The 22,336-nt window shown below is 57.3% G+C and carries 18 protein-coding genes; 8 read left to right on the forward strand and 10 right to left on the reverse strand.

Annotation, left to right across the window (positions count from 1 at the left end; genetic code table 11):
• Positions 1 to 13: 13 nt before the first annotated feature.
• The 3 genes from A8990_RS06085 to A8990_RS06095 are packed head-to-tail and all read left to right on the forward strand — an operon-like array spanning position 14 to position 5,727.
• A complete protein-coding gene (locus A8990_RS06085; protein WP_116188126.1) occupies positions 14 to 2,080 on the forward strand; it encodes a glycosyltransferase family 2 protein in 2,067 nt (688 codons plus the stop codon).
• A complete protein-coding gene (locus tag A8990_RS06090; RefSeq protein ID WP_116188127.1) occupies positions 2,052 to 3,761 on the forward strand; it encodes a tetratricopeptide repeat-containing glycosyltransferase family 2 protein in 1,710 nt (569 codons plus the stop codon). Before A8990_RS06085 ends, A8990_RS06090 begins: the two co-directional genes overlap by 29 nt.
• 4 nt (positions 3,762 to 3,765) lie before the next feature.
• A complete protein-coding gene (locus tag A8990_RS06095) occupies positions 3,766 to 5,727 on the forward strand; it encodes a glycosyltransferase (RefSeq protein ID WP_181909427.1) in 1,962 nt (653 codons plus the stop codon).
• A gap of 157 nt (positions 5,728 to 5,884) precedes the next feature.
• Here the strand turns inward: A8990_RS06095 and A8990_RS06100 are convergent, their stop codons facing one another.
• Positions 5,885 to 6,295 carry a helix-turn-helix domain-containing protein gene (locus tag A8990_RS06100; protein ID WP_147306781.1) on the reverse strand — a complete coding sequence of 137 codons (411 nt, stop codon included), beginning with the start codon at positions 6,293 to 6,295 and terminating at the stop codon, positions 5,885 to 5,887.
• Between the two features lie 288 nt (positions 6,296 to 6,583).
• Between A8990_RS06100 and A8990_RS06105 the strand changes: the two genes are divergently transcribed.
• Both A8990_RS06105 and A8990_RS06110 read left to right on the forward strand, forming a co-directional pair.
• The gene (locus A8990_RS06105; protein WP_342772799.1) at positions 6,584 to 6,733 is read left to right on the forward strand and encodes a hypothetical protein; all 150 of its coding nucleotides are present in this window, start codon (positions 6,584 to 6,586) and stop codon (positions 6,731 to 6,733) included.
• Between the two features lie 50 nt (positions 6,734 to 6,783).
• A complete protein-coding gene (locus A8990_RS06110; RefSeq protein WP_116188130.1) occupies positions 6,784 to 8,136 on the forward strand; it encodes a GGDEF domain-containing response regulator in 1,353 nt (450 codons plus the stop codon).
• A 159-nt stretch (positions 8,137 to 8,295) separates the two neighbouring features.
• Here the strand turns inward: A8990_RS06110 and A8990_RS06115 are convergent, their stop codons facing one another.
• From A8990_RS06115 to A8990_RS31420, 6 genes are all read right to left on the reverse strand, one after another.
• On the reverse strand, positions 8,296 to 9,474 hold the full coding sequence (locus A8990_RS06115) for a glycosyltransferase family 4 protein (protein ID WP_116188131.1): 1,179 nt from the start codon (positions 9,472 to 9,474) through the stop codon (positions 8,296 to 8,298).
• Entirely contained in the window at positions 9,471 to 10,217 is a 747-nt protein-coding gene (locus A8990_RS06120; protein WP_116188132.1) for a glycosyltransferase, read from the reverse strand. Before A8990_RS06120 ends, A8990_RS06115 begins: the two co-directional genes overlap by 4 nt.
• Positions 10,214 to 11,395: a hypothetical protein gene (locus A8990_RS06125; protein WP_116188133.1), complete on the reverse strand. Its 1,182-nt coding sequence runs from the start codon at positions 11,393 to 11,395 to the stop codon at positions 10,214 to 10,216. The genes A8990_RS06120 and A8990_RS06125 overlap by 4 nt, the downstream gene beginning before the upstream one ends.
• A 450-nt stretch (positions 11,396 to 11,845) precedes the next feature.
• Positions 11,846 to 12,379 carry a YceI family protein gene (locus A8990_RS06130; RefSeq protein ID WP_116188134.1) on the reverse strand — a complete coding sequence of 178 codons (534 nt, stop codon included), beginning with the start codon at positions 12,377 to 12,379 and terminating at the stop codon, positions 11,846 to 11,848.
• A gap of 113 nt (positions 12,380 to 12,492) precedes the next feature.
• Positions 12,493 to 14,064 carry an FMN-binding glutamate synthase family protein gene (locus A8990_RS06135; RefSeq protein WP_116188135.1) on the reverse strand — a complete coding sequence of 524 codons (1,572 nt, stop codon included), beginning with the start codon at positions 14,062 to 14,064 and terminating at the stop codon, positions 12,493 to 12,495.
• 309 nt (positions 14,065 to 14,373) lie between these two features.
• Entirely contained in the window at positions 14,374 to 14,883 is a 510-nt protein-coding gene (locus A8990_RS31420; RefSeq protein WP_181909428.1) for a PA14 domain-containing protein, read from the reverse strand.
• Between A8990_RS31420 and A8990_RS32460 the strand changes: the two genes are divergently transcribed.
• Positions 14,882 to 15,025, forward strand: a complete 144-nt coding sequence (locus A8990_RS32460; protein ID WP_281272487.1) for a hypothetical protein — start codon at positions 14,882 to 14,884, stop codon at positions 15,023 to 15,025. The genes A8990_RS31420 and A8990_RS32460 overlap by 2 nt on opposite strands.
• Positions 15,026 to 15,457: 432 nt before the next feature.
• Here A8990_RS32460 and A8990_RS06145 read toward each other — a convergent pair whose 3' ends face one another.
• From A8990_RS06145 to A8990_RS06155, 3 genes are read right to left on the reverse strand one after another with little or no spacing between them, the layout of a single operon-like run.
• Positions 15,458 to 17,452 carry an ABC transporter ATP-binding protein gene (locus tag A8990_RS06145; RefSeq protein ID WP_116188137.1) on the reverse strand — a complete coding sequence of 665 codons (1,995 nt, stop codon included), beginning with the start codon at positions 17,450 to 17,452 and terminating at the stop codon, positions 15,458 to 15,460.
• Positions 17,449 to 19,176, reverse strand: a complete 1,728-nt coding sequence (locus tag A8990_RS06150) for an ABC transporter ATP-binding protein (RefSeq protein ID WP_116188138.1) — start codon at positions 19,174 to 19,176, stop codon at positions 17,449 to 17,451. The genes A8990_RS06145 and A8990_RS06150 overlap by 4 nt, the downstream gene beginning before the upstream one ends.
• A gap of 44 nt (positions 19,177 to 19,220) precedes the next feature.
• On the reverse strand, positions 19,221 to 19,745 hold the full coding sequence (locus A8990_RS06155) for a MarR family winged helix-turn-helix transcriptional regulator (RefSeq protein WP_116188139.1): 525 nt from the start codon (positions 19,743 to 19,745) through the stop codon (positions 19,221 to 19,223).
• A 147-nt stretch (positions 19,746 to 19,892) separates the two neighbouring features.
• Here A8990_RS06155 and A8990_RS06160 point away from each other — a divergent pair, with 147 nt between their 5' ends.
• Together A8990_RS06160 and A8990_RS06165 are read left to right on the forward strand one after the other, a co-directional pair.
• Positions 19,893 to 21,551 (forward strand): glutamine--tRNA ligase/YqeY domain fusion protein, encoded by a 1,659-nt coding sequence (locus A8990_RS06160; RefSeq protein ID WP_116188140.1) that lies wholly within the window; start codon positions 19,893 to 19,895, stop codon positions 21,549 to 21,551.
• A gap of 209 nt (positions 21,552 to 21,760) precedes the next feature.
• The gene (locus A8990_RS06165) at positions 21,761 to 22,336 is read left to right on the forward strand and encodes a GNAT family N-acetyltransferase (protein WP_116188141.1); all 576 of its coding nucleotides are present in this window, start codon (positions 21,761 to 21,763) and stop codon (positions 22,334 to 22,336) included.

The following is a 22,336-nucleotide window of genomic DNA, read 5'->3' on the forward strand; positions in this document are numbered from 1 at the left end:
GGAGTGTGATTCGATGCTGCTCGGCATCCATGTACTCGCATGCAATGAGGAAGACGTTCTGGACCGCTGCCTTCGCAGCGTGGAAGGGCTGGCGGATGAGCTTGTCGTCACGGACACCGGATCAACAGATCGGACGCTTGAACTTGCAAAATCATACGGCGCAAGAGTGGTGCAGCATGCGTGGACGGATGATTTTGCAGCGGCGCGAAATGCCGGGCTGGACGCGGCGCGTACGGTTTGGGTGCTTGTACTGGATGCGGACGAGCATATTGCGGCTGGCGCAACGCGGCTGAAGCTGCGGGAGCTGCTGCGGCAAGCGGATGGCGATGCCTTCCGCGTCGCGATTCAGAGCCGATATGGCAGCGGGGAGAGCGAATCGCTTAGGCATGAAGCGGTTCGTCTCTTTCGTGCTGACTGCGGGTTCCGGTACACGGGCGTCATCCACGAGCAGCTTGTCCGGCGGTCAGTGTCCGGGACGATCGCTGGGGTGGACGGTCGCCAATGCGGGCTTGCTTTGCTGCATGACGGATATTTGCCCGAAGCGATCGCTCGCAAAGGAAAAGCGCAGCGCAATCTAAGGCTTATCGAGAAGACGCTGCGCCTCACGCCGGACGACCCGTTCCATCTCTACAATAAGGGCGTCACGCTCTGCCAATTGAACAAGCCAAAGGACGCCTGCGCGGCGTTCGCTTTGGCTTATTTGTTTGCGCCGAGCGAGGTGCCGTACCGGCCGACGCTGGTGCGCGATTATGCGAAGGCGCTGCTGGCGCGGGATCGCGCCGACGAGGCAGCTGCGCTGCTTCACCGGGAAGTCGACCGTTACGGCGACTATCCCGATGTGCAGCTGCTCTACGGCGACAGCTTGATGCGCCAGCATCGCGTGATGGAAGCGCGCAGCGCCTATGAGGCGGCGCTGGAAGCGGGGGCGGCGGGGTCTGCCGCCGCCCGCTATGTGGTGGAGGCGGGCGCGGGGAGCTATCGCGCCCGCTGCGGGCTCGCTGCCGCGGAGGCGGCGCTCGGCCGCGCCGATTCCGCGCAGCGGTTGTTTGAAGCGGCGGCGGGCGAAGCGCCGCGCTATGTGGATGCCCTGGCCGGCTGGGCGGAGCAGCTGCAGGCCGCGGGCAAGAGCGATGAAGCCATCCGCGCGGCGATGGCTTCATGCGTGGGGCTTGAAGCGCCGGAGCTGTTGGCGCTGCAAGCCCGGGTGCTGGGCGGCATCGGTGCGTATGCCGCCGCACTGCCGTTGTGGCGCGAGGCGGGACCGCTCACGCCGGAGGAAGCGCGCGCCTATGCGGCATGCCTCATTGGCGCAGGGCTCGTGCGCGAAGCGCGGGCCGTGCTGATGGCCGCGTGGGCGGCTGGCTGGTCCGCCGCGGAGGAGCTCGCGGCAGAGCTGAGCATGGATGCGGCGCTGTGCAGCTGGAGCTTGGGCGAGCTGGTGGAAGTGAGAGAGCCGTCGTGTCCGTGGTCTCCGGCGTTGCTTGCGGTAGACCGGTTGTTGGCGGGCGTGGAGGGGGCGACAGCTGAACTGTTGATTGAACCGATGGCTGATCCGTCAGCAGCAGTGCAGCAGCTGCTCGGTCGTGCGCTTGAGCTTGGCTTGCTGCCGCTTGCGGGGCGGCTTAAGGAGCTGGATGCATCGCTTGGAGAACGGTATGCATATGCGCTCTATAAGAACGGCTATACGCATGCCGCCGCAGGCTTGCTGCTGCAGGCGATGGAACAGCGGCAGCTCGCGCCGGAGGAGCTGTGCTGCTTAGGCGAGCTGCTGTATGGGAAGCGGCTCTATGGAGAAGCGCTCGCGCTGTTCGAGCGGGCGATTGCGGGAGCGGCTGACTTGTCGGCGGAGCTTGCCGTAACGGCAAGGCTTGGAGCTGCCGCATGCTCGTTGTCGCTAGCGATGGAGGCGTTGCTCCCATGGGCGGGCGCTCAGCATACGCTTGGCGGAGGCTGGCCGAATGCCGACTTGGAGCATGTCCAGTCGGCGTTGATACGCGTGCACGCCGCGGGCTGGCGAACGCCGTTCACTGGCGCGCAGAGGAGGCGGGCGAATGTCCTCGAAGCACAAGAAGAAAGCTAGCGGCGGCCTCATATCGCTCTGCATGATTGTGAAGGACGAAGCTGCGAGTCTGCCCCGCTGCTTGCAAAGCGTGCAAGGCATCGTCGATCAGATCGTCGTTGTGGATACAGGTTCCTCCGATAATTCGGTTGCAATCGCGAAACGGTACGGCGCGGAAGTGGTGCACGCGCGGTGGACGAATGATTTTGCGGCGGCTCGGAATACAGGGCTTGCCCGTGCTGCGGGCGAGTGGGTTCTGTTTCTCGATGCCGATGAGGAGCTGGATGCGGGAACGGGCGGGCAGCTGCGGATGCTGGCGCGGGAGCGGGCAATTACGGGCTATTTTCTAAACATATGGAACTATATGGGCGACAGCGGTTCGGATGGAGCCACGATCAACCCTGTGCTGCGGATGTTTCGGAACGACAGGCGATATCGGTTCGAAGGGCGGATTCATGAGCAAATCGCCGGACCGATTACGCGCCATACGCCGGATGCGCGGTTTCATCTAAGCGATGTTATTATTCATCATTACGGTTACAAACGGGAAGTCGTCATCGCCAAAAACAAGCTCGAGCGCAATCGCGAACTGCTCGAACGTGCTGTTGTTGAGGAGCCGGAGAACCGGTTTCATTGGTATAACCTTGGCGTGGAGTATTTCCGCGGCCGTGCGCTGGAGGATGCGCTGCGCGCGTTCCGGCAGGCGAGGGACGGGATCGATTATGCGAGCATCAGCTATGCGCATCTGCTGGTGAAGCATGAAGTGCAATGCTTGCAGGCGCTGCGGCGATGGCAGGACTCGCTGGCGCTGGCCGAGGAAGGGCTGGCGTGGTACGCGGATTACCCGGATCTATGGCATGCCAAGGGGATCGGTCTTGCAGCGCTTGGGAAGCGAAGGAAGGCTGCGGAGGCTTTTGCCGCGGCGATTCATATTGGGAAGGCGCCTGCGATCTATCATACGGAGGATGGCATGGGCTCGTACCAGTCGGCGTATTGGCTCGGCAGTATGCATGAGGCAGAGCTGGATTTCGAGACGGCAGCACACTGGTATGCAGAGGCGGTGCGGTTCCGGAGCAGCTTGCTTGCTCCGCTGTACCGGTTATGCCATATGATGCGCATTGGCGGTGACGAGGAGCGGCTGGCGGAGTTCGTGGAGCAGCGGTTCACGCTCGATTCGCCGCAGGCGTCGCTTAAGCTGGCGGATGTGATGCGTCGGAGCGGGTGTTATAAGGCACTGCGGATTTGGTTGACGCGGAGACTAGCTGACGCTGAGGCAACAGAGCGGGCAATGCTTCAGCCATGGCTCTCGGTGGCGGAGGATTGCGAAGCTCTTGCTTGTGGCAGCAGTGACGACGATGGTGGTCTCTCGACGGGGGCTGCGGGTTCGCTCGGGCAGGCGTTGGCATGGCTCGGCATGGCAGAGCAGTCGCCTTTCCCGGATGTTGCGCTGGAATGGCTGCCGCTGCTCATTCGAAGCGGAATTGCGGAGGGCCCGGTTCGAGACGTGGCTGGTGCGCTATTGGATCTAAGGCCGGATGGAGAGGGTCCGAGTTCAGGGGCGGCAGGCGTACGTTATGCGGCACACGCGCTATGCGCCTTGGCGGATGGGCATTTGGCGGAGGTCCAGAAGACGGCAGATTACACGCGCGCGGCTCAAGAGATGCGGCTGTTATTGCCGGCTCAAGGCGAGGGGGATCGCTGAAACGATGGTCATCGGAGCTTATGAGCGGGAGGATACAGAGGGGCGACTGCCGGTGTCGCTCTGTATGATTGTGCGCAATGAGAGCCGGTTTCTGGCGGATTGCCTACGCACTGCCGCCCCGTATGTGGCGGAGATGATTGTCGTCGACACCGGCTCGACGGACGATACGATAGCAATCGGCGAGCGGCTCGGCGCACAGGTAATGTCCTTTGCGTGGGCGGATGATTTTGCAGCTGCGCGAAATGCTTCGCTGGCGGCGGCCCGGCAGCCGTGGATTCTTGTGCTCGATGCCGATGAACGGCTGGAGGTGCATTCAGTCGAGGCGTGGGCGGACCTGCTTGCAGATGAGGCGAGCTGGGGATATTTTGTCGCGCTGAGTAGTTGGGTTGGCGGAGAGGACGGCGCGGTTGTGACCGACGCGGTGTGCCGGTTGTTTCGGAATGACGAACGGATTCGGTTTCGCGGCGTCATTCACGAGGAAGTCGCAACGAGTATCGCGGAACATGGCGGAGATGGGGCGGTAGGATTCGCTGATGCGACTGCTACTGCGACTATGGCAGCGGCAGCGGGGATTTCAATTTGGCATGAGGGCTATCGGGATGAAGTGGTGGCGGAACGCGACAAGTTCGTGCGCAATCAGCGATTGTTGGAGCTGGCGTTAGCACGGAATCCTCACGATCCTGTGCTTCGGTACGCGGCGGGAACGGAGCTGTTCGCGGCTGGCCGGTATACCGAGGCGTTGGAATGGCTGGAGCCGCTTGCATCGGAGCAGAAGGACGCCGCCGACGGTTATAGTTCGGATGTGCTGCTCAAAATCATCCATGCGTGCCGAGCCGTCGGCCGCCTGGCAGATGCCGCTCGTTATGCGGAGGTAGGCGTGCGAAGGTACGGGGATTTTGCGGATATGCATGATGCCAGGGCGGAGGTCATGCTGGATCTGGACGACGCGGGCGGCGCATTGGATAGTGCTTGGGCGGCAGTTTCGGCGGGACGCGCGCCGGCGTATTATTCCACGGTGGCGGGAGCGGGGACGTACCGCTCGTTCTGTTTGGCAGGAGCAGCTCTTGAGCGGAAGTATCAGTTCGAGGAAGCAGCGGAGGCATACACTTCGGCCATTCGGGAGCGGCCGAATTATGTGCCGGCTTGGCAGCGACTGCTTCTGCTCGGGAGTCTGGAGCCGAAGCTGCGTGTTTGGTGGACACGGGCGGCATTTGCGATGCGGTCGTATGGTGACCGGGCAGCCGTAGCGGCACTTTGCACCGGCAAAGCATTCGCCGACATGCTGTGTGATTTGCGTCTGCCGGAGGAAGCCGAGCGGCTGTGGTCGGCAGTCTTCTCGGAGGCAGGTGTGGAGCCGAGCGTCCTTGTCCAAGGGATATGGCAGGCTCAGCGTGGGGACTTTGTTGGAGCCATGAGGCTGTGGAAGCTGTGCGCTCGAGAAGGCGGTGGAGCTGCGGAGCTGGCGAACCTATATATAGCGGCAGTTGATGCGGGAGCTCTAGCGGCGGCTGTACCAACGGAAGCGACGGCGGACAGCAAGATGATGGACAGCGCGATGGCACGCGCGCTGCTGCGGCTCGGCGCATGGCCGGCGTGGCTGCGCCTGCACGCCGACCATGCGCCGTGGGCGCCGCCGCTGCTGCTCGCGGCGCTGCAGCGCGACTTGCCTGCGGCGCTGCGCGGGCGGCTTCGCGCCGCCGCAAACCACCGCCTCGCGGCCGGATGGACCTCGGCCGCGGGCGGCAGCTGGCGCGCGGCGGCGGATGACTTCGCCGCCGCAGCCGCCGACAAGGCAGCGCGCCCGTGGCAGCAGCGGGCTGCGGCTGCCGGGCTCGCCGCCGCATTCGCCGCGCAGGCGCGTGCCGCGGCGAATGCGGCAAGCATAGCCGGCGCAAACCTGCCGGCCCTGCACAGCGAAACCGCGCTGCCGCTCATTCTCGGCACGGCGGTGCTCCCGCCAAGGTAGCTGCTCTTACTCTCTTGCTTGTTGCTGTTGCTCTTTCTTAACTCTCTGTTCTCGGTTGTTAATGCACTATTGCTCTTTCTCTCCTTTTGATCCGCTCATCCGCTCAAAGAAACGGCCCCACCGCCTAATGATAATTAGGCAATGGAGCCACTGAGTTTTAGTCTGATTTTGGCTGATCCGATTCTTTGGCGGTCTTGTGCTGCTTGTTGAAGGAGGCGAGCTCGATGTACCTGCCGATGAAAGCAAGATCCTGCTCGTCGAGCGCCTCCAGCAAATGGTCGAATTGGGAAACTACTTCCCGCTTTATGCAAAAAAAAGAGGCCGACTCCTTGTGATCGTTCCGAGGCGTCGGCCTTTCTTCACCGGTCATGAGCCAATCAACTGAAGTATTGAATACCAGGCTAATGGCATACAAATTTTCCGAAGAGATTGAGACACGGCCTTTCTCCACTTTGCTAAGAGCGCTTTTCGTCATGCCGCTTTGGAAACCTAGCTCTTCCAGCGTCATACCTCGTTTGGTACGGACTTCCTTTATTCTTTCACCTAAACCTTTTCTCAGATCCGACACGATATAGTCACCCCTCTCTTTAGTGTACTAAAAGCTACAAGCAAGGAAAACGAATAATTATTGGTAATATCAAGAAGATAACTGTTAATTATAGGACACTTTTTCTGTTGACATGTATCATTAAAGATACAATAATATAGCGGTAGACTCCCAAGTGAATAATATCATTCAAGACACAATTCTGGCTACGACTACTATAGTCCTATGGTCTAAGGGATGGCGATTTGTCTGGTGCGCAAAAGGCCGATTACCGCGTTCGGGTGGGAAATTAAGAGGAAGCTGGTCGAGATGAAGCTCGATCAACGCGCTTTCTGCCAGCTGTATGATATTCCGGAGAATCGTCTGGGAGAGCTCATTACTGGCGCGCGAAAAGCAGTCCGTTATCGGGAGAAAGTAGAGCGGCTGCTGAACATCCGATTTTCGGAGCAAAGCGAATAAATATACGATTTTTAGAGATATACGGTATTCATAGGAAAGAGGTTTACTGTATGAGGCAGACGAACGACAGGGAGTGGGAGGAAGTAAGCGGCGCCCTCTTCGAGAATAGCAGACGGCAGTATATCGATCAGCTGCGGAATCAAGTTGAAACGCTGCGTTTACTGATGGAGCAAGCAGCGGAAGAGGCGGAGCTGGAGCAGCTTAGAAAGTTCTATCATATCGTACATATGATCAAGGGAAGCGCGCCGATACTGGGTCTGGCACGGGTTGGCGCGATTGCGGCCAGAATCGCGGAATGGTGGGAATGGACGGGGCGGGATTATGCCGCCTTCGGAGAAGGCGTCCTCTACCAGCGCTATCGCCAAAGCCTTGAAGGCTCGCGTTATTTGCTGGAGCATCTGTGGCTGGAAGCGGAAGGCTGCGCGGATACGTTTGACTGGGGCAAGCAGCAGAGCACGGGGGACTTGTCCGACTATCGCGCTTCTAATGGCGGGCGCATTCTGGTCGTCGAGGAAGATGCCGTGCTGCGCCGCTATCTGGCCGATCGTCTAACGCTGGAAGGGTATGAGGTGCATTGTGCCTCCGATAGGGAGACGGCGCTTACCCTGCTGCAACGTTATGATTTTCAGCTTGTTACGCTTGAGCTGATGCTGGACCTGGAGCCGGAGCCTCGGAGCCGACATGGACTTCTTACATCAATCAAGCGAGAGTTCGGCTTGGAATGGATACCGATCATCGTGCTGTCCGGCAACGGCGATGTACAGGATAAGATTAACTGCCTGCAAGCAGGTGCGGATGATTACTTGACGAAGCCCTTTCAATATGAGGAGCTGAGCGCGCGGATTTACAGAAGCATTGCGAAGAGCCGGGCATATGAGTCGATGGCGTTTCAAGATCCGTTAACGGGTCTGTATAACCGTCGGTATTTCGATAGGCAAGTCCAGATCGAGGTCAACCGTGCGCAGAACCGCTTGGGCAATATTACGCTTGTTCTAATTGATATTGATCATTTCAAAGCGATTAACGACAATTACGGGCACTCGACCGGTGATTCGCTGCTGCAAAGCTTCAGCAGCTTGCTGAAGGCAAGCTTCCGTCAGGCGGATATCGTCGCGAGGTGGGGCGGCGAGGAATTCATGGTCATCATGCCGAATACGACGGAGTCTGAGGCCGAGCAAGTGATTGACTCGATTATGAGCAAGGTGCGGGAGAATCCGGTTCTGCGGGAGGCAACGGCTGACTACTCCATCACGTTCTCTGCAGGCGTCGCGCAATGGGTGCAGGATGTCACCATTGAAGATTGGATTATGTTAGCTGATTACGCGCTGTATAAGGCGAAGCGGAACGGACGGAACCGCTTGTCCAGATATTCCCGGAAGCGGCGAGGTGGCGTGGAGCAATAGCGATGGATATGAAAGCGCTGCAGGTTCTGTGCGAGACAGGCAGTGTTGCATGCTCTACGATTAATTCTACGACTGACCAGACGGACGGTACTTCTAGTTCGCGAAAGGTCAGTCGTAGTTTTTTTATTCGGGTCTAGTATCACCAAACAATATGGCCAGTCACATCCCAACTCGCCCGAGCTGATCCTCCAGCAGCTCGCCCCAACGGCGCTGCCACTTGGCCAGATCGAAGGCGGCAGCGGTCCCGCGCGCATGCATCGCTAGCTCCCGGCGAGCGGATTCATCAACCAGCAGCTGCTTCACAGCGCGGTACAGCGCTTCTTCCGTCGGTGGGACTCGAAGCCCGTTATAACCGTCAATGATCAGGTCGTTCAGCCCGCCGACATTAGTGGCAACGACTGCGACACCGCAGCTCATCGCCTCGAGGCAGGAGAGGGACGTGCCCTCTGAATAGACGGTTGGAATGACGGCGACATCCGCCGCTTGATAAGCATCGCGAACCGCGTTGAAAGCATAAGTGCGGTGTACGATTCGATCACGATGCGGATGGCTGACTAGCCAGGTTTGAAAAGCGACCGCAACCGGCGTCCCCGCAACCAGCTCCCCGGCAAACTCAACGGTCAGCGTTGGAAGCTCCCGCAGCAGGCGGTCCGTTATGAGCATCATCGGCACGATGCCCCGTTCGTAGCTTAGCCTGCGGGGGTATAACAGGCGGAGCGCTGGGGCTTGCTCACCCGATCCATCATCCTGCACTTCGGATTCTTCCTGTCCCGGTCCTTGACCCTGTCCCTCCAATGGCTTAAACCAAACTGTATCCACCGCATTCGGCAGCAGCACGAGCCGTTCGGCATCGTCATAGGAGCAGCAAGCACGGCAGTACGTCTGAAAATGCGAATCAACGCTCACGATCCGATCGAGCCCGCTCACCGCACCTTGAATCATGACGGCAACGTCGGCTTTTATGGACTCGCTCATGTCATGCCAATCCCAGTTGACGCCATGGCAAATTCCGATACTGCCTGCACGGTAGCGGATCGGATGCCACAGGCAGCTGCCGTAGATGACAAGCCCCTCGGCATCGGCGGCCATCCGCTCGAAAGCCCCGGCGATATCATTCAACTCGTACTTATATCCGCGAACGAACACGCCGAGATAGGTCGTTTCGAAGCTGTTGAAGTACGACAGCTGATGCACGACCGCTCTCCAGCCGCGGCTCTGAATGACGCCGCACAGGTCATAGATGTATCGCTCAAGCCCCCCGCCAAAAGGCCTCGAGTACGCTTCGCCCTCCGCATATCCGTTCAAATAGCTGTGCGTCAGAATCGTCACGGTCCTCATGTCTGCGGCTTCACCTCCTCGTCCTCCTGCCAGCGTACAAGGTTCGGCTGTGGATCAAGGATGGAGGCATACTGGGCCAAGCTGCCCCACTGCCCTTGCGGATCGAGCTTCATATAGCGATCATATTTGGCGCGGCGCGACGCTTCATCGCCGGCCCAGCCGTAGTGTTTCACTCGCAGCTCAGAGCCGATCCCTTGCAAAGCAGCGCAGGAGAGCGGCAGACGCGGCACATGGTGATCCCAGGCCGGATAGAAATACGAGTACTGCGGCATGTAGCGCACAAGCATCATCGTATGGCGCTTATGCAGCTGCCACAGCGAATCATCCCGGTAGTAGGCGAGCGATCCCCAGAAGTCGTACATGCGGAAGCCGACCCAATCGTATCGATCTTGATCAATGAGCTGCCTGAGCTGCGTCTTCGCTTTCTGTTCGAAAAATTCATCCGCATCGATCGCCAGCAGCCAGTCGGGCTCAGTCTGAATGGCAGCCGCCCAGAGCAGGTACCGAAGCCTCGCTTCCTGCCCGAACAGCGGCTCTCGAAGCTCGACAAGCCGCTTTACCTTATCGAAGGAGCGGCAAATTTCCGGGGTTGCGTCACTGCTGGCATCATCGACGATGACGATTTCATCGACAAACGTGGACAGATCGGCGAGCGCGGCTTCCAAGTAGCGGTCCGCTTCATTGCGCACCTGCATCATGGCCGTCAGCTTGTTCCCGGTCCTCTTGCGCAAAGGTCTATTCATGCGTAATCCCCCTCCGCCAGCCGCTGCGCCTGCCCGTCGACGGCAGCCAGCTCCGCAATGGATTTCAGCGGATCGGCGCCGTGCATCGCCGCCTGCAGGATGGCGTGAACGGCTTCATGCCGCTTGCCCTGCAGCGCGAGCGCCGTGCCTTCGAGCAGCTTCAGCTTCGTGTGATCGGCGACAGTTCTCCGGGTTTCGCCAAGAAGGTTCAACGCGGCGTCCGGCTTGCTGCAAGCCGAGTACACATCATAGAGCAGGGAGCGGACAAGCCCGCGGTCATCGTCCTCCTGAAGCGCTGCGAGCGACTCCGCCGCACGCTGATAATCCTCGTTCATCCGCAGCAGCAGCGCCGCGGCAAGGGCATCCTTCCCCTCTTCCTGCAAAGCGGCCATTGTCGCGTAAGCCTCACGCTCCGCGTCCGACACCGCAGTAATTCCATAGGTGGCGATAGCATCGCAGGGCTTTCCGAGCTGCAGCCGAATGACCGAGAGGAAGCGGAAGTATGTCGTGACAGCCGTGTCCTCGCTAGCGAACACCGCCTGCTCGAAGGCTAGCTTCGCCCAATGCTCCGCCTGCTCATGCTTGCCCAGCAAGTAAAGATACACGGCTTGGAAAAAGGATTGCATCGCAGAGGGCCGCAGCGTCTTCAGCTGCTCCTCGCGAAAATCCTGCCTCCGCTGCAGCTGCAGCTTCGCCAGCGAATCGATCGGCTTGCCGCTGATCGCATCGACGGCAGCGGCATCGGCAATCGCGTCGGAGGCGAGGTCGAGCCCGTCGCGGATAAAGACGCGGCTGCGCCGGAACCACTGCTCGAGGTAGAGCGGTTCCGAGCTCGCCACGATAAGTGTCGCCGCGGCGCACAACGCGTCGCGACAGCGCAAATAAGCGTCGTCCCCGAATTCCTGGGACTCGGGGAGGAGCGCGATAAGCGCGGCCGGTGCACGGCCGGCAATTTCATAGATCCAGCACGGATGCGTAACGATCGCCGCGGTTTGCGGCCAAGGCAGCGTGTGCAGCTCATCCAGCGTGATCGGAAGCAGAGAGGAGGGGGCGCCGGACAGCCCGGCTGGTGTCGTGACCACATAGACGGACCGTTCGCGTCCTGCGGTTTCCAGTATCGTCTGGTAAGGAAACGCCTCCCATGCACAGTGCGGAAATAACACAATCGTGTCGATCATTGTTTGCAGATCCCACCGTTTCTGCTATAGGATAGGGCGGCCTAATGAAGCTCCTCATCCATTGTATGGGACCGGGGTGGGCAACATTCCATTCGGCGGGTTGTCCAATTGGCACGGCATCTAGGCTGCCTCGCAGTTTCTATATTGGATTTATCCACTGTAGAATGACTTAAATCTTCGAAATTGCAACCTATAATGGATAAATCCACTCATTTCTGCTCGAAATGAGCTTTTTAAGCTCTTTTCGCCGAAAATGAGTGGAAAAATCCAACATAGCCAAGTAAAACGGCGGTTTTCGGGTGAAATGAGTGGATATATCCCACATAGCAAAACCGATCGAGCAGTTTGTCGGTTTGAATCCGAGTGCCCGCCGCAACCGAAACGAGAAGAGGCCCTCCATCGCTGGAGAGCCTCGTTCACGGTCATATCATGGATTCGAACAGCAGCAACTTAAGCTTGCTTGCCTGCTTCGAGCTCGATCGAAATTTTTACTTCGTCGCCGATCAGCACGCCGCCTGTTTCAAGCGCTGCGTTGTATGTCAGGCCGTACTCGCTGCGTTTGATTGCGCCTTTTGCGCTGAAGCCGGCTTTCTCGTTACCCCATGGGTCTTTGCCGCTGCCTTCGTAAGTCACTTCGAAGGTTTCCGGACGCGTTACGCCGTGCAGGCTCAGGTCGCCTGTTACATCGTATTCGCCGTCGCCTGTGCGAACGATCTTCGTTGCTTTGAACGTCAGGTTCGGGTGCTCTTCTGTGTTGAAGAAATCGCCCGTGCGCAGGTGGTTGTCGCGGTCGGCGTTGCGTGTGTCGATGCTGCTCAGCTCAACAGTGAATGCAATGCTCGCGCTTGTCAGATCTTCCGGATTTGCTTCGATTTCAGCGCTGAAATTGTGGAATGTACCTTTTACTTTTGCGATCATCATATGACGAATCGTGAAGTCTACCGAGCTGTGTGTTGCATCAACGACCCATTTGGATACGGACATGAAATGAAACCTCCCAAGGTTTACTTACTTTTAATAATAAGCTTTACTATCTAAAGTAAGTGTAGCCGGAGTGCCATATCGTTGTCAACAGAAATATCTTGAATTTAAAATAATTATTTCGCCTCAGGATAAGGGAACAGGTCGATCATGCTCACCGTCTGTCCGCTCTCGTTGGTGAACACGACATGCTCCCGCCTGAAGCCGCGCGGACTATCCAGTCCGCAAGCGGCAGCGAGAGAGAACAACCCTTCCCGCAGCTGCAAAATATAGTTCATTACCCGCCACTGCTTCTCCTCAGGAGCGAGCGCAGCCTGGTACTTGGAGTCCGTCGTCGTAATGCCTGTCGGACATTTGCCGGTATGGCACTGCAGCGCCATGATGCAGCCGTTCGCCATCATGAAGCCGCGCGCGGAATTGACGCAGTCCGCGCCAAGCGCGAGGGCGATTGCCACTTTATCCGGCGTCACGAGCTTGCCTGAGGCGAAGATGCGGATGCGGTCGCGCACGCCGAACTTGCGCGCCGTATCGTCGAGGATGACGAGCGCTGCGTAGAGCGGCAGCCCCATGCCGTCGGCCATCGCTTTGAACGTCGCGCCGGAGCCGCCTTCCGAGCCGTCCACCGTAATGAAATCGGGGTACGTGTCAAGCAGCTGCATCGCTTCGAACAAGGGCTCGAGCCGCTTCGGATCGCCGACGACGATCTTGATGCCGACCGGCTTGCCGCCGGCCTCTTGCAGCGAGCCGATGAAGCGGATGGCTTCCTCCGCGTTCGTCAGAAACTCGAACCGGTTGGGCGAGTTGACCGTCTTGCCGACCGGAACGAGACGCGCCGCAGCAACTCTCTCCGTCACCTTGGAGCCTTCCAGATGGCCGCCGCGGATTTTGGCACCTTGATGGAATTTGAGCTCGAACGCTTTGATATTCGGCACGGCAGCTTTGCGCTTGAACTCCTCGATCGAGAACTTGCCCGTGTCATCGCGGAAGCCGAACAGGCCAGGGCCGATCTGCGAGACGACGTCGACGCCGGTAGCGAGATGCACGTCCGCGACGCCGCCTTCGCCCGTATTGATCCAGGAGCCGCCCGCCATGCGAGCGCCGCTGCCCGTGGACTGAATATAATGCTCGCCGACCGCGCCGAAGGAGGTCGCCGAAGCGCCGAACAATCCTTTTAGCCGCCACGGCTGTTTACGGTTGGGACCAACGATAATGACGTCGTCATCATGGAGCAGCCAGCGCTTGACGTTCTCCTCGATGAATTTCTCCTGCCGGGTGAACAGGGTCTCGTTGGTGATGACATACCGCTTTCCTTGTACGAGCTCGTCGTTATCGACCTTCAGCTCGCTCGTCAGCTTCGGGAACATCGTATTGGAGAGGTAGAAGCCTGGCTTCTCATAGTCGCGCCGGCCGCCGAAGGATATGAGGTCGGTGCGGTATTTTGCCGCGTAGACGAGACCTACAAAGTCCGCACGGGAGAAGGGCTTTCCTTCGGTATCGCTGTCGAACCAGTATTGACGGAACTCAGGGCCAAGCTTCTCAAGCAGATAGCGAATCCAACCGAGAAAAGGGTGCGAGCGCAGAATGGAGTGCTTCGCTTTCCTGGAGAGGGAGTACATGTAACCGAAGAAAATGATGATGGGCAGCACGACAATAATAAGCAGTGCGGAAACCAGAATTGTAGTCACCATGGTAGGGCAGCCTCCGAATGAGATTTTGTAGGGACCATTGCCAGTTTTAAGTATACCATGGGCTTCCAGATTTTAACCGCCGGAGGACCGTCAGACGAGCGAAATATAAAAGAGCCGCCAGTTTAAGCGACTCTTCATCCATCTATGTATTCGCTATGCAACTTTCTGAACGTCTCCCGTAGACGCTTAAATATACGATTGGGTATCGCTGTTTAGCACGATTCTAGCATATTTTCCCTAATTTTGATAGAACCGCAAAAGACTCCAGCCCCCGCACCGCGAGAGCTGAAGCCTGTCAAGCCAATCGTATTAGTACTGCGAGATGTTGCTTGCCCCGATTACCGTAATCGTCGAGATGCCAGGTCCGGTCCAGCCGACAGCGAGGTTGTCGCCGCCTCCGCCGTCTTTGTGCAGTACCTCAAAATAATACGGCACGCCTGCGGTTAACGTAATCGATACGGACTGCTGCGACGCGTTCTTGTTCCATTCGCGAACGCCGGTGCATTCGTAGACGGAGGCGATCATCGTTTTGTTCGACGGGCTGTTGTTTGTGCTCAGCCACAGCTGCGATGCATCGTCGCTCGCGATGTAGAACGTATACGCGCCGCTTGTTGTTGGCGTAATGTAGCCGCGAATGCGGTCGCCATAGTTGTCCCCGTAGTTGGTCGGACCTTCAAGGCTCGTTAGTGTCGCTGTTCCGGTCGGTGTCGTGCCAGTCGGAATGCTGCTGACCGCTGTGCCGGAGATGCTGGTCCAGTACTCCCATACTACGCTGCCAGAGCCGCCTGAGCCACCGCTTCCGGCAGTGTCAGTCGTCATGTTAACTGCGCTGCTTGCTGCCGAGACATTGCCTGCGGCATCCTTCGCTTTGACCGTGAACGTGTACGCTGTGCTTGCGCTCAGCCCGCTCACCGTGAACGAAGTGCCGGGCGTCGAGCCGGCAAGAGTCGAGCCGTTGTAGACGTCATAGCCGGTAACGCCGACTTGGAAGGCGGATATTGCCGCTCTCCCCTAACGGTTGTCACAGCGCCTAAATGGCACCATACGGACATCTCTATTTTCTAACGGTTGTCAGCGCGCCTATTTGGTGATTTTCTGCTCAAAATGAGCCCATTTGCAGGAAATAGCCGCTGTGACAACCGTTAGAGCAAGCATGGATGCCCAGAGAGGCTGCGTTTGCAAAAAAACAGGATCAGGGGAAACCCGCCCTTCACCGCCGCTTCACACCTCGAGAGTCGGATTTCCCGACTCTCAGCTCGGCTTCGTTGCATTTTCGCGCGTGAGAGTCGTGTATTCCGACTCTCAGCTCATTCTCGCTTTCGTTCGCGGTGAGCAAACAAACCAAAAAACCACATTGCTCCGCGTTCAAGGATAGCAATGTGGCTTTTCTACTTTAATGGCTTCTCGGAGGTGTCGCGATCTCTCCCTGCACCGCGTCCGGCTGGCGTTTGCGGCTGCTGAACTGGCTCTCGTACAGGTCGGCGTAGAAGCCGCCTGCCGCGAGCAGCTGCTCGTGCGTGCCTTGCTCGATAACCGTGCCGTGATTCATAACCAGAATGAGGTCGGCATCGCGAATCGTCGAGAGGCGGTGCGCGATAACGAAGCTCGTTCTGCCCTGCATCAGCTCATTCATCGCACGCTGGATATGGATCTCCGTCCGCGTATCGACGCTGCTCGTCGCTTCGTCGAGAATGAGGATCGCCGGATTCGCCAGAATGGCGCGGGCGATGGTGAGCAATTGCTTTTGACCCTGGGAGATGTTCGATGCTTCTTCATTCAGCACCGTATCATATCCGTCAGGCAGCGTGCGGATGAAGTGGTCTGCGTAGGCCGCTCTTGCAGCTGCCACAACTTCTTCTTCGGTTGAACCGGTTCGTCCGTAGGCGATATTGTCGCGGATCGTGCCGTTGAACAGCCAAGTATCCTGAAGCACCATGCCGAAGAGATTCCGCAGATCGCCGCGCTTCAGATCCGTAATATTGACGCCATCGATCGTGATGCTGCCGTTATTGATCTCATAGAACCGCATGAGCAGGTTGATGAGCGTCGTTTTGCCGGCGCCTGTCGGACCTACGATCGCAATCGTCTGACCGGAACGGACGTGAATGTCCATGTCCTCGATGAGCGAGACGTCTTCCTTGTAGCGGAATTGCACATGGTTGAAACTGACGTCGCCGCGAGGCTTGATGGCTCTGCCCGCAGCTGCGTCAGATTCCTTCGCTACAACCGCAATCGGGTTCGCAGCTTCCGGCACTTCTTCCTCCTCGTCGAGCAATTCAAAGATCCGCTCTGCCGAAGCGACGGTCGACTGAAGGATATTCGCGATTTGGGCCGTTTGCGTGATCGGCATCGTGAATTGGCGCGAGTAGGAGATGAACGCTTGCACGTCGCCGATCGTAATCGTCTTGTGCAGAACGAGAATGCCCCCTGCCACGCTCACGAGTACGTAGCCGATGTTGCCGATGAAGCCCATGATCGGCATGATCATACCGGAGACGAACTGCGCTCTCCAGCCGGATTCGTACAGCTCCTCATTCACGCTGTCGAACTTCGCCACAGACTTGCGTTCATGGCCGAATGCCTTGACGATATTATGACCTGTGTACATTTCTTCAACGTGACCGTTCAGTTGGCCAAGCGCTTTTTGCTGACCTTTAAAATAAAGCTGCGAACGCTTGGCGATCATCTTGATCGCGACGAAGCTGAGCGGCAGCGTCACGATGGAGATGAGCGTCATGAGCGGGCTGATCGTCAGCATCATGACGATAACGCCGATGAGCGTGACGACGGAAGTAATGATCTGCGTTAAGCTCTGCTGGAGCGTACCGCTGATGTTATCGACATCGTTGACGGCGCGGCTTAGAATTTCGCCGTGCGTACGTGAGTCGAAGAACTTCAGCGGCAGGCGCGCCAGCTTCTCGTTGACGTCCTTGCGCAAGCCATAAACGGTTTTCTGCGCAACGCCAGCCATGACGTACTGCTGAATGTAACCGAAGATGGCGCTTATGATGTAGAGAGTGCCGAGCAGGGCAAGGATTTGCCAAATGTAATGGAAATCGATCTCCGCGCCAGGTGTACCCTTCATTTTGCCGATTAAACCTTCAAACAGCTTCGTTGTTGCCTTGCCCATGATCTTCGGACCGATGATCGAGAAGACAGTGCTAAGTACGGCTGTCAGCAGAACGATAAGCAGGGAGAAACGGTAAGGACGCAAGTAACCGGCCAGTCTGCGCAACGTACCTTTGAAGTCCTTGGCTTTCTGGACGGGCATGCCCATCATCCCGGGGCCGCCTCGACCTGGGCCGAACCCGAAGTTGCCAGGGGCGGGACCGCTTGGGCGTTGACCGCCGGGACCGCCGCTTGCCGGACCTCTTTGCTGTTCACTCATGCGATCTCCTCCTCTGACAGCTGTGACGTTACGATTTCACGATAAACCGTGGATGTTTGCAGCAAGTCCTTGTGCGTGCCAATCGCCGAGATTTGACCGTCGTCGAGGACGATGATCCGGTCGGCATCCATAACCGTGCTGACGCGCTGAGCGACGATCAGTACCGTTGCATTCGTTGTTTCGCCGCGCAGTGCCTCGCGCAGCTTGGCGTCGGTCTTGAAGTCGAGCGCCGAGAAGCTGTCGTCGAACAAGTAGATATCCGGCTTGCGGACAAGCGCGCGGGCGATAGAGAGCCGCTGCTTCTGACCGCCCGAGACGTTCGTGCCGCCTTGCGCGATCGGCGAGTTGAAGCCGTCATTCATCTCGGAGACGAAGTCGTACGCTTGCGCAATGACGGCCGCATGACGGATTTCCTCGTCGCTCGCGTCTTCTTTGCCGAAGCGGATGTTATCCGAGATTGTGCCGGTGAACAGCACCGCCTTCTGCGGCACAAGGCCGATCATGGAGCGGAGCCTGTCTTGCGTCAGCTCGCGCACATCGACGCCGCCGATCGTAATGCTGCCGCTCGTCACGTCATAGAAACGCGGAATCAGGTTGATCAGCGTCGATTTGCCTGAGCCGGTACCGCCGATGATGGCCGTTACTTCCCCCGGGTTCGCTTGGAAGGAGATGTTCGAGAGTGCGGCGATCTCCGCGCCTGGATAATGGAACGAAACGTTGTTGAACGCGATTTGGCCGCGAGCAGCGGACACAGCCTTCGATGCTGCTGGATCGTTAATATCCGGCACCATGTTCAGCACTTCATTAATACGAGCCGCCGATGCGGAGGCGCGCGGAATCATGACGAACATCATGGAGGCGAAGATCAGCGCGAACATGATCTGCCATGCATATTGGATGAAGGCCATCAAATCGCCGACCTCCATATGGCCGCTGTTGATGCGCAAGCCGCCGAACCAAACGATGGCAAGGCTCGCGAAGTTCAGTACGAGCATCATCGTCGGCATGAGCGATGCCATAATGCGATTTACTTTGATCGACGTATTCGTCAGATCGGTGTTCGCGTCATTGAAGCGGGCTTGCTCGTGCGTCGTCCGGTTGAAGGAGCGGATGACGCGGATACCGGTCAGATTTTCGCGGAGGACGAGGTTCAGCTTGTCGATCTTCGTCTGCATCACCTTGAACAGCGGAACGCCGCGGCTGACGATAGCAAAGATTATAAGAGCAAGAATAGGGACGATGGCAATGATAACAAGCGAGAGTGTTGCATCCTTGTACAGCGCCATAATGATACCGCCGAAGCACATCATCGGCGCCATGACCATGACCCGCATCATCATCATAAGGACTTGCTGGACTTGTGTAATATCGTTCGTTGTCCGTGTAATGAGGGAAGCCGTGCCGATCTGGTCGAACTCATGCAGCGAATATTTCTCTACATGGCTGAACACGCGGCTGCGCAGATCGCGCCCGAAGCCGCCGGCCGACTTGGCGGACAAGAAGCTGGCGCCGATGGAGCACAGACCGCCGCCGAGCGCGATGAGCAGCATGAAGCCGCCGATCTTCCAGATGTACGGATTGTCGCCTTGCACGACGCCTTTGTCGACGATGTCAGAGAGCAATGTCGGCAAATACAGGTCGGATAGCGACTGCAGGAAAACGAATAGAAGGACGAAGAATACGAGCACCCAGTAGGGCCGCAGCATACGCAGCAATTTCAACATAGCGATTAGTCACCTTCTTTGGAATTAGTAGTAAATGTAGATAATTACCCGCTGTCCCGGCTCAGCTTATTGAAGCACGACTGGTCATCCTCGGGACTCTCGGGATTCTCAGTCTCGAAGTACGCAGTCGCTTCGTCGATCAGCTCCACCAGGAGCTTGGCACGCTCCTCGCCAAGATGCGCGATGAGGCCGGCTAGTTTCTGTTGCAATTTCACTTCAGCCATTTGGGTTAGGCGTGTGCCTTCCCTCGTCAGCTTGATTCGAACAGCCCTGCGGTCATTCGGGTCGGTCTCTCGGTCGACGAGCCCTCTTGCGGCTAGGACATTGAGCGTCTGGGTCATCGTCGGGGAAGCGACATTCATAAGGCTGCTAAGCTCGGAAGCCTTCAGCCCTTCGGGCTGCTCGCGGGTCGCCCTGCGAATGAAGAATAGTGTCATCGTCTCGGCAGGCGTGCAGTTCTCGATTGGCCGACGGTTGTTCCATGAGATGTTCCGTAACCTGCGAAAAGCGCGCATCAACTCATGGGGAGCGTGGCAGTCGCGTTCTTGTTGTTCATCATGCTCGGACATGACTTGTACCTCCTCCTATTGATTTAATTTAGTTAGCTAACCTAAGTATATTTATTTTGCTTAACGAATGTCAATAATCCTATTTATAAACACGATAAAAATTGTGTATGATAGTAGGATAAGATTCTGCTAGGAGTGTTGATTGCAATGGAGAACAAGACATCATCCTCTAACTTTATTAAAAATATCGTGGCTGACGATTTGAAAGCCGGTAAAGTGAAAGAGGTTATTACCAGATTTCCGCCCGAGCCGAACGGTTACCTGCACATCGGACATGCCAAGTCGATCTGCCTGAACTTCGAGCTTGCGGACGAGTACGGCGGCAAGACGAACCTGCGTTTCGACGATACGAACCCGGTGAAGGAAGATACGGAGTATGTGGAATCGATTCAAGAGGACGTCAAATGGCTTGGATTCGAGTGGGATGATCTGCGTTTCGCATCGGATTATTTCGAAGAGCTGTATCAGCGTGCTGTCCTTCTTATTAAGAAAGGCAAGGCGTTCGTGTGCGACCTGAATGCGGAACAAATGCGCGAGATGCGCGGTACGCTGACGGTTCCAGGTCAAAATAGCCCTTACCGCGACCGCAGCATCGAGGAGAACCTCGATCTGTTCGCTCGCATGCGTGCAGGCGAATTCAAGGACGGCGAGCGCATTCTTCGTGCGAAGATCGATATGGCTTCGCCGAATATCAACCTGCGCGACCCTGCGCTGTACCGGATTGCGCATGCGCATCACCACCGGACGGGCGACGCATGGTGCATCTACCCGATGTACGATTACGCGCATCCGATCAGCGATGCGATCGAAGGCGTGACGCATTCGATCTGTACGCTGGAGTTCGAGGATCACCGTCCGCTGTACGATTGGGTCATCGACGAGTGCGAAATGTCCTCGCAGCCAAGACAGTATGAATTTGCCCGCCTGAACGTAACCAATACCATTATGAGCAAACGTTACCTGAAGGCGCTCGTCGACCAAGGCGTTGTCGAGAGCTGGGACGATCCGCGCATGCCGACGATCAGCGGTCTTCGCCGCCGCGGCTTCACAGCGGAATCGCTGCGTGCGTTCTGCCGCGAGATTGGTGTTGCTCGTGCATATAGCGTCGTGGATGAGCGGATGCTGGAGTTCTTCATTCGTGAAGACTTGAAGCTGAAGGCACCTCGTACGATGGCAGTACTGGCACCGCTGAAAGTCGTCATCACCAACTATCCGGAAGGCCAAGTGGAGATGCTTGAAGCGGAGAACAATTCCGAGAACGAAGAGATGGGCAATCGTTCGATCCCGTTCTCGCGCGAGATCTATATCGAGCAGGACGACTTCATGGAGAACCCGCCGAGCAAGTACTTCCGTCTGTTCCCGGGCAACGAAGTTCGTCTGAAGCATGCTTACTTCATTAAGTGTGAAGAAGTGATCAAGGATGAAGCGGGCAACGTGGTCGAGCTGCGCTGCACGTACGATCCGGAGACGAAGAGCGGCACAGGCTTCACGGGCCGTAAAGTAAAAGGCACGATCCACTGGGTGGAAGCGTCGCAAGCGGTGCCGGCTGAGTTCCGTTTGTTCGAGCCGCTGCTTATCGATAACCCGGAAGAGGCGGACAAAGAGTTCCTGGAGCGCATCAATCCGAACTCGCTCGAAGTACTGCAAGGCTTCGTTGAGCCGAACATGAAAGAAGCGCAAGGACAGGACAAGTTCCAATTCTTCCGCCACGGCTACTTCAACGTCGATCCGAAGCATACCAGCGAATCGAAGGTTGTATTCAACCGCATCGTGTCGCTGAAGAGCTCTTTTGATCCAAAAGCTTAATACGTATGAGAGAGACCGTTCCCGGGCTGGTGAGGCTTGGGGGCGGTTTTTTGTTTTGTCCCTCGGGAGCGCAATTAACATCATAGTCTGCGACTTGGCAGCTGTATAGGTGCGGCAAAATTATAGTTATTTTCTACCGGACGCTGGCTGAGGTTGAACGTTATGATAGAGCTTAATAGGGAGATATGGGGAAGGTGTGACGACTGACGATGTGCAGAATTCGGATTGAGTGTGAGGACGTGTATTTAAGAGAGTTTGAAGCGGCTGACTTAGAAGCGTTTCATTCGCTGACGTGGCAGCCTGAGATTTATGAGTATTTGCCCGGCTGGAACGTATCCTTGGAGCAGCGGACGGATTGGTTCATGAACTATGAGCTACCGGAGAATGCTGAGTTTTTTCAAGCGGTCGCTGACGGTCGGGATGTAGGGGAGCTTCGTTTGCGATTGGCGATTATTCTGAGGGAGACGGGGGAACTGATCGGCTGGTGTTGCTCAGGGATCAAGGACGAGCTGCCGCCGCAGAATCGCGAGGTTATGTACGCCATCTCCCGGGACCATCGGGGCAAGGGTTATACAACTCAAGCTGCGCGAGGGATGATCGGCTATTTGTTCGCGCATACGAATGTGCAGGTATTGAATGCGGTCGCGCTGCTCGGGAATGCGGCGTCGAACAGGGTTATTCGGAAATGTGGGTTTGAAGGTGTTGGGAAGATTGAGATTGACGGTGAAGCGTACAAGTATTATCGGCTTGAGAAGCGGGATTGGTTGGGACGGTCGGACGAGTGA

Source organism: Paenibacillus taihuensis (assembly GCF_003386535.1).
In the GTDB taxonomy this organism is placed as follows: domain Bacteria; phylum Bacillota; class Bacilli; order Paenibacillales; family Paenibacillaceae; genus Paenibacillus_Z; species Paenibacillus_Z taihuensis.